We start from the raw sequence: 15197 nt of genomic DNA, 5'->3' as shown, positions 1-15197 counted from the left end.
TAGGTAGTCACAATATTTCTTACTCAAATAGCACTTCCTGAAAACTATATACCAAACAGTTATATAAGTGAAGAATATAACTGTTTGGTAGGAAACAAATTTAACAATATAGTTTAATCCGTTATAAAAATAACGTAAATAACCTTAAGTTTGTTCTATTTCTTCTCAGGCTTTGGCAACAAAACTTTTCTTGACAAACGGTATTTACCAGTTTTCTTATCCACCTCAATCAACTTCACTTTTACCTGTTCGCCAATTTCTAGTACACCGTCCATTGTTTCAAGACGTTCCCATTTGATTTCAGAGATGTGTAAAAGTCCGTCTTTACCTGGTAAGAATTCAACGAATGCTCCAAATGGCATGATTGATTTAACAACACCATCATAGATTTCGCCTTCTTCAGGAATTGTTACAATTCCTTTTACCATTTTAACAGCAATATCCATCGCAGCTTTATTAGCAGAGAAGATAGAAACATAACCGCCATCTTCTTTCTCTTCGATAGTTACTGTTGCGCCAGATTGTTTTTGGATATCTTGAACAACTTTACCACCTGGTCCGATTACCGCACCAATTTGCTCCTTCAAGATTCTGATTACAGTTGCTCTAGGAGTTTGTGGTTTGTAGTCGCTACGAGGCTCAGCAATAGTTTCTTGCATTTTACCCAAAATATGCAAACGACCTTGTTTTGCTTGTTCCAAAGCTTCTGTCAATACTTCATAAGACAAACCGTCTACTTTGATATCCATCTGACAAGCAGTAATACCTTCAGTTGTACCAGTTACTTTGAAGTCCATATCACCAAGGTGGTCTTCGTCACCTAAGATATCTGAAAGTACTGCATACTTTCCAGTTTTAGGATCAGAGATAAGTCCCATTGCAATACCAGATACTGGAGCTTTAATAGGTACACCTGCATCCATCAACGCAAGCGTTCCTGCACATACAGTAGCCATTGATGATGAACCATTTGATTCTAAAATATCTGAAACGATACGTACAGTGTATGGATTTTTTGCATCAGGAGGCAATACTTTTTTCAAAGCACGCATTGCCAAGTTTCCATGACCAACTTCACGACGACCAGGAGCACGGTTTGGTTTTACCTCACCTGTCGAATATCCTGGGAAGTTATAGTGTAACAAGAAACGATTGTATCCCGACACCATTGCTTGATCTACAATTTGCTCGTCTAATTTTGTTCCAAGAGTTACTGTAGTTAACGATTGAGTTTCTCCTCTTGTAAAAACAGCTGAACCATGTGGTGTTGGCAAATAGTCAACCTCACAAGTAATAGTACGGATTTCGTCAAGTTTACGACCGTCCAAACGATAACGTTCGATTAATACCAATTGACGAGCCGCTTCTTTTTCGATATCATGGAAATACCATTTTGCCAAGCTTTTGTTGACAGTAGAATCCTCTGGCAATGAAGCGAAATATTCATCTTCAATAGCTTTGAAAGACTCACGACGTGCTTTTTTACTCGGATTTGCTAATTTAGCAACCTCATAATAGCGATCGAAATAGGTATCCCACAAATATGTTCTTAACTCTTCATCGTGATTTTCGTGTTTATATTCACGTTTTTGAGTTTTTCCAACTTCAGCTTCAAGTTCTTTTAAAGCAACACATTGGTGCTTAATAGCTGCATGAGCCAAACGAAGTGCTTCTAACATTTCTTGTTCAGAAACTTCGTTAGCTTCACCCTCAACCATCAAAATATCGTTGGCATTTGCTGCTACAATAAGTTCTAATTCTGCATCTTTCAGAATCGATGTTTCTGGGTTAACGATATATTCACCGTTAATTTTAGCGACACGAACTTCAGAGATAGGACCGTTGAAAGGAATATCTGAAACTGCCAAAGCAGCAGCTGCAGCAAGACCTACATACGCATCTGGTAAAACTTCAGCATCTGCAGAAATCAAGTTAATCATTACTTGCGTATCTGCATGAAAATCAGAAGGGAAAGTAGGGCGCAAAGCTCTATCTACCAATCTACTTACCAATACTTCATAATCTGACAACTTTGATTCTCTTCTCAAGAAACCTCCAGGAATTTTACCTGCTGAAGCAAATTTTTCTTGGTAATCTACTGAAAGAGGCAAAAAGTCAACACCGTCTTTTGGTGTTTGGTTAGCAACAACCGTTGCTAAAAGCATCATATTTCCGCTTCTCACTACAACAGCCCCATCGGCTTGTTTCGCGAGTTTGCCTGTTTCGATGGTAATTTCCTTACCATCAGGCATTGTGATTTTTTTCGTAATTACGTTAAACGCCATAAATTGTTTGCTTATTACCTTTTACGCTACTTGATATCAACGAAATGTAAAAGGATTTTGTTGGATTTGCAGTCATTAATAGTGAATCGTCAATTGCCAATAGTGTAGTTTGATGATGAATGGCTGCTTCACGATTAACATAACTATCAACTATTAACGAAGACCCAAATAGAAGAGGGGGAAGACGATCTCCGTCTATGCAATCAGGGAACCCTATTAGATAGAATTCCCTGTTTGCTGAAAGTAAATTACTTTCTAATGCCAAGCTGAGCAATGATAGCTCTGTAACGTGTAATATCTTTCTTGATAAGATAATCAAGTAAGCTTCTACGCTTACCTACCAATTTCAAAAGACCTAAACGAGTAGAGTGGTCTTTCTTATTGATTTTCAAGTGTTCTGTCAAATGATTGATTCTGAAAGTAAACAATGCAATTTGTGACTCAGCAGAACCAGTATCGATTTTAGACTTCGAGTGACCTTTAGATTCAAAGATCTCTTGCTTTTTTTCTGAAGTTAAATACATCTTCAACCAGTTTAAATTAATGAATTTTTGTAAACGTGCAAAAATAGGAATTTTCTTAGTTATTTGCAAATTTCATCCCGATTTTAGAAAATATTTTTCTCAAAGTTGCTTGCGAGCCTATTTTTTCCTTCAATCTTGCCATTGCCATCACATAAACGTCAGATTCAAACAATCGTGAGTCATGGCGAGCCTTATTAAAGAAATACATGCCTATAGAGAATAGTATCAAATTTGAAGTCCAAGCTCCTACTTGTACCATCACCTTTCCTTCTTCTGAAAGCTTCTTCCCTTGCTGTGTCATGACATAAGAAAGAATGAAGAAAAATATGGCTACAACAACTGGCATTCCAAATCCACCCTTTTTAATAATAGCTCCTAAAGGTGCGCCGATTAAGAACATAACAAAAATAGCTACTGAATCAGTAAATTTTTGATGCCAAAACCAATTGGTTTTGCGTAAATCCTCATTTTTAGCGGTGATGGTAAAAACATTACTTTCTGCAAATGAAATCATGTTTTTGGCTTGTGAAACAGCAAAGTCTAAATGTTCATAAGGATTAGGCTTAATTTTTTTCTTAATTATTTTCCCTACCCAATCTCCTTGATTTTTCATAATCGCTTTTTGCTCAGGAGTAATAGTAGCTGGTAAGGTTTTCAAACTGTATATATAATATGACTTCGCAGCTTCAAAAAAGTTTTTACGGTAATCAGTGGTCAGTCTCGACAAAGAATCCGCATCCTTTCCTAATTGAAGCACATTTCTCATAATTTGATGGTGCTTAAATTGATCTTCTTCGGTCTTATGCATATCAAATGCCGACATACTCATCACAACTTTACTTTTGGAAAATGAATGCGATACAAAATCGGTTGCATCTGCACCAGTCGACCTATCAGCATCATCTACATAATCATGACCATTATATAATTCAAACACCAGATACTGCTTGTCCATAATCGTATACATCAAAGCCGAATCCGCAATGGTAACATGTTTATTACCATCATTTTTGGAATGATCATAAATTATGACACCTTTCAAGGATTTACCATTAGGAAACTTTTTGTTAACCTTAATACTATAGCCAGGTAACTCATTATAAAAAATTCCTTCCTTAATATTCAGGGTTGTCTTAGTAGTTTTTATGTCATATAACAAACGATATCCTTTAAGATTCGCCCACGGCCAAAGTACGTTATTGAACCAAAAAGAAAATCCTGCTACTAATACCGCCACCACGAACATAGGTCGCAAAGCTCGGCTAATAGAAATACCTGCACTTTTGATGGCAGTTAGTTCAAAAAACTCTCCAAGCTTTCCAAAAGTCATTAGCATAGAAATCAACATCGCTAGTGGCAATGCTATCGGAATGGTAATTAGGCTGAAGTAGAAGAATAATTCAAAATATAACTCCACACCTAAGTCTTTCCCGAATAAATCGGCAAAATAGACCACAATTAGGCGCATTAAAAATATAAATATTACAACAGTAAGGGTCAGTAAAAATGGTCCCCAAAAAGCCTTGAGGATAAGCTTATCTAGTTTTTTCATAAATCCACAATAATTTGCAACGCAAAGTTACCATTTCTTGAGCAATATTTTAATCAATTACGTCAGGAGACAAAATTATCCTAAGATGAATTTCGTGCTAACTTTTTCTATCTACCCTATTTCTTTTTAGTCAAATTAACGAAATCCTTTTCGAAGAATTTTATAGATGAAATAAGTTTTAAGAAACTTTAAGAAATTCGACTCAGCTAACTCGGTGACAATAAAGAAGTTTAGAATACGAATTGGATATTTTTTAGATTTTACTGTTTTTGAGAAATAAGCAAAAAGGGTATCTAAGAAATTAATTTAGATACCCTTTTTATTATACGTAATATTGAAATATTATTTTATCAAAAGTTCCATCTACCAAATAATCCTCTTTGATAATCTGAATATGCTTGATAAATCTCTTCTTCAGTGTTCATCACAAATGGACCTTGTGAAACTACTGGTTCATCTAATGGCTTACAATGTCCTAAAAGGATGTAAGAATCTTCAATGGCATCAAATGACAACTTACCTTCCTGATAATCAAACTCTACTAAATTTCGATACCCAATCGAACGATTATTCAATCTAACATTTCCTCTTACAATATAGAAGAAGATGGTATCCTCGGCAGGAATATCCATACTCCATGAGTAGCCCGCAGCACAGCTTACCGTAGTAAAAGTTACTCCAGTCACGGATTCAAATGGTCCTTGAGTTCCTTCAACGCTGCCAGACAATACTTGGACAACAACACCTTCTTTCGAAATAGTAGGAATATCATCTTTGTCCAATCCTTTGTACTGAGGCTCCATCATTTTATGAGAAGCAGGAAGATTTATCCATAATTGAAGTATTTCAAGAGGTCCTCCTTCCTTCATAAACTCTTCTGAAGAAGTCTCTGCATGAATTAGCCCCTTTCCAGCAGTCATCCATTGAACCCCTCCTGCTTTCATCACACTCGTATGTCCAGTGCTATCTTGGTGTTTGATGTCGCCATCCAAAATAAAAGTCACCGTTTCCATTCCTCTGTGTGGATGAGGACCAAATGGTAAACCTTGATTGTTTTTGGGATATACTTGATACCCATGATGATTTAAGAAAAGAAATGGGTCAAGATAATCTAAAGTTCGTGTTGGAATTACGCCATAAGTTACCAAATCACGAATGGGTGCATAATGAGGCTGATGAATTTGTTTAATATTTCTCATATCTTTGAAGTGCGAAACGCATGTTATATTTTCTTAACTAGAAAAAATGCCATTCAGTTTCATTGTAAATACGTAAAACACCTTTAATAACTCATCATGAAAACTTCGTTCTTTCAAACAGCAACGTATCGATGTATGCTGTATCCATTCATTAGTGTAGTATTATTCTGTTATGAAGCGTATTTGGCGCTTTATGCTCATGACGCATTCTTTCGACCATTTTTTGGGGACTATATTGCAGTGATATTTGCCTACACATTTTTTAAAAGCTTCTTTTATCACACAAATCAGTATGATATTAAGCTGGCAGCAGTAGCATTAGGAGTGGCTTATTTTCTTGAATTTTTACAAAAAATTCATTTTCTAGAAAAAACAGGATTGATAAAATACAAAATTCTGTCAATGCTCATCGGAAGTGCATTTTCGTGGCTAGATATCATAGCCTACACGCTAGGTTATTTAAGCATTATCATCTTCCTAAAAAGAAATTATTTACGCTAAAATTAAAATGCTAGTTGGCAGGATTAGATTATATCCCATCAACTAGCATTTGAGTTTAACATTAGTTACCTACGATCTCTTTCAATTTAAAAATTAAATCTTCCCATAGTTCAGTCAACTCCTCTTCATCCGAATTTGCAGAATAGTCAATGATTTTTAAATAGGTTGAGCCAGTCAAATCACTAACATCCATTTTGAACTCGAGATAATTATGATCACGGTCGTCGGGGTTAGAAGGGACAAAATCAAACTTTGCGGATTTATTTAATCGTAATTGAGACAATTTGGCAATGTGACTTTCACCATCCCAAACAAAGTCGAAAGTAGAGCTATCCTTCAATGTTACTTTCTCCGCAAACCACTGCTGTAAACCCGAAGCAGAACTAACATACGGGAACAAAACTTTAGGAGATGCTCTTAATTCGAACTCAATAACAAACTTGTGCTTACTCATACGCAAGAATTTAAATTTACCTTTTTGGCAAAGGTATAATTATCTAGATAATATGCAAGTATTTATCACATCTTTACTCAATTAAGCCTCAAAATAATACATAAATATCTGTATTTCAGCAACTTAAAATATTAAACTATAATTTATACTAAAAAAAATATTTTCACTTTTTTTGCCTTTCATAAGGCACTGAATACCAATAAGTAACCATATACGTTACGAATTATTTTCAGAAAAATGCTCTAAATCACTTGCCTTCGATAGAATAATTGTCTAATTTTGCATCACGAAAAACAAGGCGGGGTAGCTCAGATGGTTAGAGCGTTGGATTCATAACCCAAAGGTCGGCAGTTCGATTCTGCTCCCCGCTACTAAATTATTACAATTTGCCCCTTGGCGGGGTAGCTCAGATGGTTAGAGCGTTGGATTCATAACCCAAAGGTCGGCAGTTCGATTCTGCTCCCCGCTACTAAAAAAGCCTTTCTCTCGCAGAAAGGCTTTTTTTTTATAAAAACTTGTAAATTCGCTTCAAAATAGTGTCGTATTTACGAATGATTTATCTCCTATCTGTTTCCCAAATCTTATAGCACATCATGGCAAAACCCGAATTTGATGATATTTATATGGAGTTGGCTGTAAATATCGCCAAACGTTCACATTGTATTAAAGCTCAAGTAGGTGCTGTTTTGGCAAGAGATACTCGCATTATCTCTATCGGATATAACGGTCCACCATCAGGCACACACAACTGCGATGAAGAATTTCCCGAGCATGGCTGCGCACGCGATTCGAAAGGAAGCTGTTCGTTGGCACTACATGCTGAACAAAATGCAATTTTGTTTGCTGCCAAAAATGGTTCACAGGTAGATGGAGCCACTTTATATGTAACATTGTCTCCTTGTATTGCTTGTGCCAGAATTATTTTCTCTATGAAAATAAGCAAAGTAGTATTTTTGGACTCTTATGCGCAGTATAAAGGATTAGTAGCTGACGAGGGCGTTGAATTCTTAAGGAAGTTTGGTGTAGAGGTAATCCAATATGATAAAAATCGACTATCTCATTTGTTTAAATAAACAAAAAAGTCGCATAGCTCACACTGTGCGACTTTTTTGTTATCATCAGAATTAATGATGAACGCCACCTTCACCGTGTACGTGACCATGGTCTAGTTCTGATTCTGTCGCTTCTCTTACGCTCAAGATAGCGCCACTGAAAAACATTTCTTTATCAGCCAAAGGATGATTGAAGTCCATTCTAACAAAATCTTCACCTACTTCGATGATTTGACCTTGAAGACGGTTTCCACGATCGTCGGTCATTGGAAGGAAGTTACCCACTTCTAACATTTCATCAACTAACTCGCCATCTACTTTGAAAATATCTTTTGGTAAATCTACTACCGCCGAAGCATCATACTCGCCATATCCTTCCTCAGCAGGAATTGAGAATTCAAAAGTATCTCCAGCTGAAAGACCAGCAATTTTATCTTCGAAAGCTTCTGGCAAACCACTCATACCGTGGATAAATACCATTGGGTGCTCCTGCTCTACTGTTTCTACTAACTCACGGTCACCATTTTTGTCTGTCACTGTTAATTGATAAGTCAATGACACAACTTTAGCGTTTGAAATTTGCATTATATCTAAGTGTTTGGTACCGATGCGAATATATACTAAAACAAGTTATTCCTGTCATCGGCAAGAGTTATAACCTATTTGAAAGAATCTGGAAGAGTCTTCGTTTATTTTACAAACGTAATCTTTTTTCCTTAACTTTATAAGGTATCAACATCAAAATTCTGTAAAAAGTTGAATTACTTATCACATATATATTTATCTGGGGATAATGAGGACATTATTCTTGGGAATTTCTTGGGAGATTATGTGAAAGGTCACCTAAGTAAACTACATGATACATCTTATAATAAGGATATCATTTTGGGTATAGCCCTGCATCGTCAAATTGATGCTTTTACCGACCAGCACCCTATCGTAAAACAGAGCATGAGTCGAATCAGGCATCGATACCATAAATTTTCAGGTATTGTAATTGACATGTTCTATGATCATATTTTTGCCAAAAATTTCCATCATTTTTCAGCTATCGAATTGGAAGACTTCAGTGCTAATTTTTATCAAATACTCCAAAAGAGAGAAGACGACCTTCCTGCGGCACTCGATAGAATGATCATCTCAATGACTTCGAGAGATTGGCTGACCAATTATGCCAATTTAGAGGGTTTGAAATGGTCATTAAAAGGTATTTCCTCTAGATTAAAATATGAATCTGACATTGAGAATGCTACCGAAATATTAACTGCACAGTATCAGGAATTTGAAGATGATTTCTTTCAATTTTTTCCAGAAATACAAGCACATTGTCAAAAATTCATAGAAAATCCCGTTTTCTAAAATCTCTGGAAAATTAATTTGTTCAACAAGCCACCTGATAGAAATCAAACATTTGATGTTGTATCTTTGTGAAATAAGAGTCCAAGCCCCAAAATAGTATGCCCAAATTATTTGCAGAGGTATTTAAAGAAGTAAAGAAAAAGCACTTTCAACCTATTTATTTACTCCACGGTGACGAACCGTATTTTATTGACAAAGTAGTAGACTTCATTGAAGAAAACGCTTTATCGGCTGCCGATAAAGGTTTCAATCAATATATTATTTATGGCAAGGACCATACAGTGCCCAGCATTATGTCCTATGCCAAGCGATTTCCGATGATGTCTGACAAACAAGTAGTCATCGTAAAAGAAGCGCAAAGCATTCAAGGAATAGAGCAGAAAGATATGCAATCCGTACTTGAAAGCTATGCCAAAAACCCGTTGGCTTCCACTATTCTGGTTTTAGCGAGTAAGGATTTAGTAGACGAGCGAAAGGCTTGGGTAAAAGCAATAGATCAATCGGGATTGGTAATGACCTCCAAAAAGATGTATGACAACAAAATACCTGACTGGGTAATCGAGTATTGTCATGAATCTGGGGTAAAAATCAGTCCTAAGGCAGTACAGATGCTTGTAGAGAATGTTGGGAATGATTTAAAGCGTTTGGCTTCAGAAATCGATAAGATTGTCATTAATCTCAAAATAGATGAAGAAATCAATGCATCCGTAGTAGAACGCTTTGTAGGAATTAGTAAGGAGTACAACTATTTTGAATTTCAAAAAGCACTCATACAAAGAGATGTGTTGAAAGCGAATCAAATTGTACAGTTTTTCGCTTCCAATCCAAAAGACAATCCTTTGCCACCAATGATACTTTTGATGTATAATTTCTTTAGTAAGGTACTTCTTGCCCACACGCATACCGATAAGTCAGATAAGGGCTTGGCAAGCTTCTTAGGGATTAATCCATTCTTTGCTAAAGACTACGTTCAAACCATCAGGAATTACAATTTACCCAAAGTCATACAAATCATTCACGACATCAAACAAATAGAGCTACAAGCCAAAGGAATAGAATCTAGCTCAAGCTCTGATGGCGATAAATTAAAAGAACTAACGTTTCGTATTTTGCATTAAAGCATTCCATGAGAGCCGATCCAAATCGGCTCTCATTTTGTTATATATTAGTATGTTTCGGCTTACGTGTTTTTTGACATAAAATATCTTCATTTGGGCAGTAGTACCCTGTGGCAATGGCGGTAGCATATCATCAAGATAACCAATAGACGGCGAACACATATTAATGATAGATGCATCCTCAAGGTTATTGGTAAAAACCAACCAGCGTTTACCAGATTTTGGTATTTTGCCACATCCATCTGCTTCACCATTAAGTTTCAACTTCCAACTTCTCCCTTTGTACCATCTCAAAATGCTTAAAGTGTAATTCCAAGGATAATCGTGATTTGAACTTTCACAAACAGCTTCAAACACATACGCGTAGTTCTGAATAGCCTTTTTTGCATCCATCACAGGCTGTGGACATTCGCAGGCTTTGTGCTCAAAAAAGCTTAAGAAATAGAATAACATTACGAGGCTGTAGAATCTCTTCATTTTTGCGCATTTTTAAAATCATTAAATAAAGATTATAAAAAAATTGACTAGAAAATAGCTTTGAGCCCTAAAACAAAAAAGGTTCAGAGAAATCTCTGAACCTTTTGGTGATCCCGCTGGGACTCGAACCCAGGACCCATACATTAAAAGTGTATTGCTCTACCAACTGAGCTACGGAATCGTGTGATTTGGCACGTAGCCGCTTCACTATATATAAAAGTGCCCCACTCTGGAGGCGAAGGGAAGATTTGTCACTGACAATCTTCGTGATCCCGCTGGGACTCGAACCCAGGACCCATACATTAAAAGTGTATTGCTCTACCAACTGAGCTACGGAATCGGTACTCATTTCTTACAATTTACATCGTAAAAACTAAGTCAAAAAATTTATTCTAAAACGTCTATCTTGCTTGACATCTCGGTGATCCCGCTGGGACTCGAACCCAGGACCCATACATTAAAAGTGTATTGCTCTACCAACTGAGCTACGGAATCGATACTCATTTCCTACGATTTACATCGCAAAAGCTAAGTCAAAAAATTTATTTTAAAACGTCTATCTTGCTAGACATCTCGGTGATCCCGCTGGGACTCGAACCCAGGACCCATACATTAAAAGTGTATTGCTCTACCAACTGAGCTACGGAATCGGTACTTATTTCTTACAATTTACATCGTAAAAACTAAGTCAAAAAATTTATTCTAAAACATCTATCTTGCTAGACATCTCGGTGATCCCGCTGGGACTCGAACCCAGGACCCATACATTAAAAGTGTATTGCTCTACCAACTGAGCTACGGAATCAGTACTCATTTTCTACAATTTAAATCGTAAAAACTAAGTCAAAAAATTTATTTTAAAACGTCTATCTTGCTAGACATCTAGGTGATCCCGCTGGGACTCGAACCCAGGACCCATACATTAAAAGTGTATTGCTCTACCAACTGAGCTACGGAATCGGTACTCATTTCTTTACAATTTACATCGTAAAAACTAAGTCAAAAATTTTACTCTAAAAACATCTATCGTTCTAGACATCTCGGTGATCCCGCTGGGACTCGAACCCAGGACCCATACATTAAAAGTGTATTGCTCTACCAACTGAGCTACGGAATCGTTGCATATAAGAAGCGTTTTCAGTATTTTTGTTGTTCTGTTTCGTTTTCCTTAATTGCGGTGCAAAACTACTACTTCTAGAAACATAATGCAAGCCATCCATCTAAAAAAAGTTATATTTTTTTTATTTTTCTTCGTTACGATTCCGCAACTTTCTAGGTGTCTGGACAATACAGTATCACTAAAAAATGCAGATTCTTTATACAAAATTCAAAATTATGGTGCAGCTGAGCGGATTTTTGAACGAGAATTGACAAAATTGGAACATCCGTCGCACATTATTTTTTTGAAGCTTGCTAAAATTAACGAGCAAAAAGGAGACTATTTGAGGACACTTTACTACCTCAATAAGTCTTTTGAGACAAGTCCTAATGACAAAATTCTTTCAAAACTCTATACAATTGCCCAAGAACACGAACTAAAAGGATACGAATTAAATGATTTTAATTTCTTAATATTGGTCTACAAAACCTATTCTGGCTTTTTGGTGGCGTTGATGCTTGTGATAGGATTATATGTTTTTGTCGTATTGATTGGCAAAAAATATAGAAATGAATATATTCCCACTTCGCAAAAAATTATTTTGGGAGTTTACTTAATTGGAGTTTGGACTTTATTAAATCTACCAGATAAGTATCATCAAGGCATCATCAATGCAGACCATGTCATCTTAAGAAAAAGCCCATCGGCAGGCGCACCAGTCGAATATGTCATTAACAAAGGGCATCGCCTAAATATTATTGGAGGAAGCGACATTTGGAAAAGGGTCTTTTGGGAAGATCAACTTTTGTACGTGAAGCAAACTGACCTTTGGCAGGTGGAATAGGTAATGAGTGAATGGTGAGTTAGTGAATGAGTGATTATCTTAAAATGTAGAATAAATAAATAAATAAATCATTCACCAACTCACTCAATGCTAATTTTTTTTCTTCAAAGGAGAATCTTTCTCTTTCGCAAGTGTATTAAATACAAGCTTATCTGTCAAGGAAGGTAAGAACTTGTTAAGGAATACCGTAAGTTTACCCTGAGTGGTTAAAATGAGCTCTCTCTTACGATTTTTCACGGCTTTGAGGATAAGACCTGCAACCTCCTCCGCAGACATCATATTTCCTTCATCTCGCATACTTTCTCCTTTAGTTTGACCATCAGCTCCTAGAGAAGCAAATCGGATGTTAGAAGCCGTAAAACCAGGGCAAGCTGTCAATACATGAACACCTTCGTGAAGTAATTCTGTACGAAGTGCCTCTAGAAAGCCATTCATGGCAAATTTTGAGGCCGAATAACCAATTCTGACAGGTAAGCCACGGTATCCAGCTATCGACGAAATTCCTACAATAGAACCTTTTGCTTTTTTGATATACGGTAAAGCATATTTGGTGGCATAAACGGTTCCATAGAAGTTAATATCCATAACCTTTTTGATAACGTCTACCTCGCAATCCTCAAACATGGCACGCATCGAAATACCTGCATTGTTGATGAGCACATCTATTCCGCCATATTTGGCGACAGTTTGTTTCACCACCTTTATATTATCCTCCTCAAGGCTTACATCAGAAACAATAGCAAGGTTATCTATCCCAGCTTGACTGAGCTCTTTGCTAGTTTCATCCAAAGGAGTTTGCTTACGTCCAGTGATTACAACTTTTGCACCTTCATTGCCAAAAGCAAAAGCCATTGCTTTACCAATACCCGACGATGCCCCAGTAATAATGACTACTTTATCTTTCATAATACTATATCTATACTTGTGTTTAAGATTTTCAAAATTAGGTATTAATTAGCAAAATACATTTTTTAGTTTAGATGTAGTCCAAAGATTTCGATTTATGTGGCTCTTTTTTGTAATTTTGCATCCTTATGAGAAAAAAGCACAAAGAAAATATCATTTTTGAAAATGTCTTGGTAGAAGATTTTGCAGCTGAGGCAAAATGTATCAGTCGTGTCGAGGATAAAGTTATTTTTATCGACGGTCCTGTGGCTCCTGGCGATTATGCTGATTTACGTATTACAAAATCGAAAAAAAGCTATTATGAAGCGACTGCTCAAAATATAAAGCCAAGTTCCCCTTATAGAACTCAAACGGTCTGCGATCATTTTGGCACTTGTGGTGGCTGTAAATGGCAACATATTGACTACGCAACCCAATTGTCATTTAAAACTAAGCAAGTGACTGATGCCTTGGAAAGAATCGCTAAAGTAGATCTTCCTAACATCAATCCTATCTTAGGTTCTGGAGAAACATTCTATTATAGAAATAAATTAGAATATACTTTCTCTCAAAACCGTTGGTTGACCATAGAGCAAATTCAATCGGGTGAAGAGTTTTCTCGTAATGCATTGGGCTTTCACGTACCAAAACGCTACGACAAAATTTTACATGTAGACCACTGTTATCTACAGCCAGATCCTTCGAATCAAATTCGTAATGCATTGCATGAATTAGCTCAAAAACATCAAATTGATTATTACGAGCAAATAAAGCAGGAAAAAGGTGCTTTGCGTAATTTGATCATTCGTACTGCAACGACGGGGGACTTGATGGTAATCGTTCAGTTTGCCTACGCAACCGAGGAGCAGATTAGTTTGGTAATGGAGTTTTTGGATGCCAACTTCCCTCAAATTACATCGTTAAACTACATTATCAATACCAAAGGAAATGATACGTTCTTTGATTTAGAGGTAGTTAACTACAAAGGATTGCCGTACATTGTAGAAGAAATGGAAGGCTTGAAATACAGAGTTGGGCCAAAATCTTTTTACCAAACCAACTCAAAACAAGCGTATGAATTATACAAAATTACACGTGACTATGCAGGTCTAACGGGTTCTGAGTTTGTCTATGACCTGTATACAGGAACAGGAACAATTGCCAACTTTGTCGCTAGACAAGCCAAGAAAGTAATTGGATTGGAATATGTAGAAATGGCTGTTGAAGATGCGAAGGTAAATTCTCAAATCAATGGCATCAACAATACGGAGTTTTATGCAGGTGATATGCGTAAGCTTTTAGATGATTCATTTATTGATGCTAAGGGACGACCAGACGTTGTAATTACTGACCCTCCACGTGCAGGTATGGATGAGCCAGTCGTACAAACGCTCCTAAATGCCGAACCTCACACGATTGTATATGTAAGTTGTAATCCAGCCACACAAGCTCGTGATTTGGCTTTACTAGATTTAAAATATCGTGTTGAAGCAGTACAACCAGTAGATATGTTCCCACAGACTCACCATGTAGAGAACGTTGTGAAATTGGTGAAGAGATAGAGGTTTAATTGCGTGAGTTAGTGAATGAGTGATTATTTGAGGAGATGTCATTCTGAAATATAATATCAAAAAAGGGGTCGAAAACAATTTTCGACCCCTTTTTTGTATTTAATAGCAAATGAATATGTTCAATCTCAAGTATTGTCAGATAAAAAACAATCACTCATTTGTAGATTTACGCTTACAAAATAATATTTGGTCATGAGGGAGTTAAACCGATCACTCAATGGTAGATAGATACTGAAGTGATGTTTGGTTACTCCTTTATGGCAAATGCTCATAACGG

At 36.6% G+C, this 15197-nt stretch carries 14 protein-coding genes and 9 tRNA genes; 8 read left to right on the top strand and 15 right to left on the bottom strand.

The annotated features are described in order from the left end of the window. Positions 1 to 155 precede the first annotated feature (155 nt). The 4 genes from pnp to QM481_RS15775 all read right to left on the bottom strand — a co-directional run bounded on the left by pnp (position 156) and on the right by QM481_RS15775 (position 5560). Positions 156 to 2285, bottom strand: coding sequence for a polyribonucleotide nucleotidyltransferase (gene pnp, locus QM481_RS15790; RefSeq protein WP_166550180.1), 2130 nt, complete (start codon positions 2283 to 2285; stop codon positions 156 to 158). Positions 2286 to 2533: 248 nt separating this feature from the next. Further along, the gene (gene rpsO, locus QM481_RS15785) at positions 2534 to 2809 is read right to left on the bottom strand and encodes a 30S ribosomal protein S15 (protein WP_095165896.1); all 276 of its coding nucleotides are present in this window, start codon (positions 2807 to 2809) and stop codon (positions 2534 to 2536) included. A gap of 55 nt (positions 2810 to 2864) precedes the next feature. Then, positions 2865 to 4361 carry an LptF/LptG family permease gene (locus QM481_RS15780; protein ID WP_283382410.1) on the bottom strand — a complete coding sequence of 499 codons (1497 nt, stop codon included), beginning with the start codon at positions 4359 to 4361 and terminating at the stop codon, positions 2865 to 2867. A 350-nt stretch (positions 4362 to 4711) separates the two neighbouring features. Then, positions 4712 to 5560, bottom strand: a complete 849-nt coding sequence (locus QM481_RS15775) for a pirin family protein (RefSeq protein WP_283382409.1) — start codon at positions 5558 to 5560, stop codon at positions 4712 to 4714. A gap of 96 nt (positions 5561 to 5656) precedes the next feature. Here QM481_RS15775 and QM481_RS15770 point away from each other — a divergent pair, with 96 nt between their 5' ends. Continuing rightward, entirely contained in the window at positions 5657 to 6061 is a 405-nt protein-coding gene (locus QM481_RS15770) for a ribosomal maturation YjgA family protein (protein WP_283382408.1), read from the top strand. 61 nt (positions 6062 to 6122) lie between these two features. Here the strand turns inward: QM481_RS15770 and QM481_RS15765 are convergent, their stop codons facing one another. After that, complete coding sequence (locus QM481_RS15765) at positions 6123 to 6515, bottom strand: START-like domain-containing protein (RefSeq protein WP_095165263.1); 393 nt, start codon at positions 6513 to 6515, stop codon at positions 6123 to 6125. 297 nt (positions 6516 to 6812) lie between these two features. On the opposite strand from QM481_RS15765, the gene QM481_RS15760 reads away from it, so the two are divergent. From QM481_RS15760 to QM481_RS15750, 3 genes are all read left to right on the top strand, one after another. Continuing rightward, a tRNA-Met gene (locus tag QM481_RS15760) sits at positions 6813 to 6886 on the top strand. Between the two features lie 24 nt (positions 6887 to 6910). Next, positions 6911 to 6984, top strand: a tRNA-Met gene (locus QM481_RS15755). A gap of 124 nt (positions 6985 to 7108) precedes the next feature. Then, positions 7109 to 7588, top strand: coding sequence for a deoxycytidylate deaminase (locus QM481_RS15750; RefSeq protein ID WP_166550185.1), 480 nt, complete (start codon positions 7109 to 7111; stop codon positions 7586 to 7588). A 51-nt stretch (positions 7589 to 7639) separates the two neighbouring features. On the opposite strand, the gene QM481_RS15745 is transcribed toward QM481_RS15750, so the two are convergent. Next, a complete protein-coding gene (locus QM481_RS15745) occupies positions 7640 to 8152 on the bottom strand; it encodes an FKBP-type peptidyl-prolyl cis-trans isomerase (protein ID WP_166550186.1) in 513 nt (170 codons plus the stop codon). 171 nt (positions 8153 to 8323) lie between these two features. On the opposite strand from QM481_RS15745, the gene QM481_RS15740 reads away from it, so the two are divergent. After that, positions 8324 to 8926: an acyl carrier protein phosphodiesterase gene (locus tag QM481_RS15740; protein WP_283382407.1), complete on the top strand. Its 603-nt coding sequence runs from the start codon at positions 8324 to 8326 to the stop codon at positions 8924 to 8926. Between the two features lie 98 nt (positions 8927 to 9024). Then, positions 9025 to 10044, top strand: coding sequence for a DNA polymerase III subunit delta (gene holA / locus QM481_RS15735; RefSeq protein WP_166550188.1), 1020 nt, complete (start codon positions 9025 to 9027; stop codon positions 10042 to 10044). Here holA and QM481_RS15730 read toward each other — a convergent pair. The 8 genes from QM481_RS15730 to QM481_RS15695 all read right to left on the bottom strand — a co-directional run bounded on the left by QM481_RS15730 (position 10021) and on the right by QM481_RS15695 (position 11638). Continuing rightward, the gene (locus tag QM481_RS15730) at positions 10021 to 10521 is read right to left on the bottom strand and encodes a hypothetical protein (protein ID WP_283382406.1); all 501 of its coding nucleotides are present in this window, start codon (positions 10519 to 10521) and stop codon (positions 10021 to 10023) included. The genes holA and QM481_RS15730 overlap by 24 nt on opposite strands. A gap of 105 nt (positions 10522 to 10626) precedes the next feature. Continuing rightward, positions 10627 to 10702: transfer RNA gene (locus QM481_RS15725), tRNA-Lys, on the bottom strand. 86 nt (positions 10703 to 10788) lie between these two features. Next, positions 10789 to 10861, bottom strand: a tRNA-Lys gene (locus QM481_RS15720). Between the two features lie 82 nt (positions 10862 to 10943). Further along, positions 10944 to 11016: transfer RNA gene (locus tag QM481_RS15715), tRNA-Lys, on the bottom strand. Between the two features lie 82 nt (positions 11017 to 11098). After that, a tRNA-Lys gene (locus tag QM481_RS15710) sits at positions 11099 to 11171 on the bottom strand. Positions 11172 to 11253: 82 nt separating this feature from the next. Next, positions 11254 to 11326 (bottom strand) — tRNA-Lys (locus QM481_RS15705). Positions 11327 to 11408: 82 nt separating this feature from the next. After that, a tRNA-Lys gene (locus QM481_RS15700) sits at positions 11409 to 11481 on the bottom strand. An 84-nt stretch (positions 11482 to 11565) separates the two neighbouring features. Beyond that, positions 11566 to 11638 (bottom strand) — tRNA-Lys (locus tag QM481_RS15695). 88 nt (positions 11639 to 11726) lie between these two features. On the opposite strand from QM481_RS15695, the gene QM481_RS15690 reads away from it, so the two are divergent. Beyond that, the gene (locus QM481_RS15690) at positions 11727 to 12464 is read left to right on the top strand and encodes a hypothetical protein (RefSeq protein WP_283382405.1); all 738 of its coding nucleotides are present in this window, start codon (positions 11727 to 11729) and stop codon (positions 12462 to 12464) included. Positions 12465 to 12554: 90 nt separating this feature from the next. Here the strand turns inward: QM481_RS15690 and QM481_RS15685 are convergent, their stop codons facing one another. Continuing rightward, entirely contained in the window at positions 12555 to 13370 is an 816-nt protein-coding gene (locus tag QM481_RS15685) for an SDR family oxidoreductase (protein ID WP_283382404.1), read from the bottom strand. 128 nt (positions 13371 to 13498) lie between these two features. Here QM481_RS15685 and rlmD point away from each other — a divergent pair, with 128 nt between their 5' ends. After that, positions 13499 to 14911 (top strand): 23S rRNA (uracil(1939)-C(5))-methyltransferase RlmD, encoded by a 1413-nt coding sequence (gene rlmD, locus QM481_RS15680; protein WP_283382403.1) that lies wholly within the window; start codon positions 13499 to 13501, stop codon positions 14909 to 14911. The last annotated feature ends 286 nt before the right edge of the window (positions 14912 to 15197 follow it).

Origin of the sequence: Flectobacillus rivi (assembly GCF_030056655.1) — a bacterium.
Lineage (GTDB): Bacteria > Bacteroidota > Bacteroidia > Cytophagales > Spirosomataceae > Flectobacillus > Flectobacillus rivi.
Note: the sequence above shows the minus strand (reverse complement) of the source record. Positions and strands in the feature narration are given on the sequence as shown.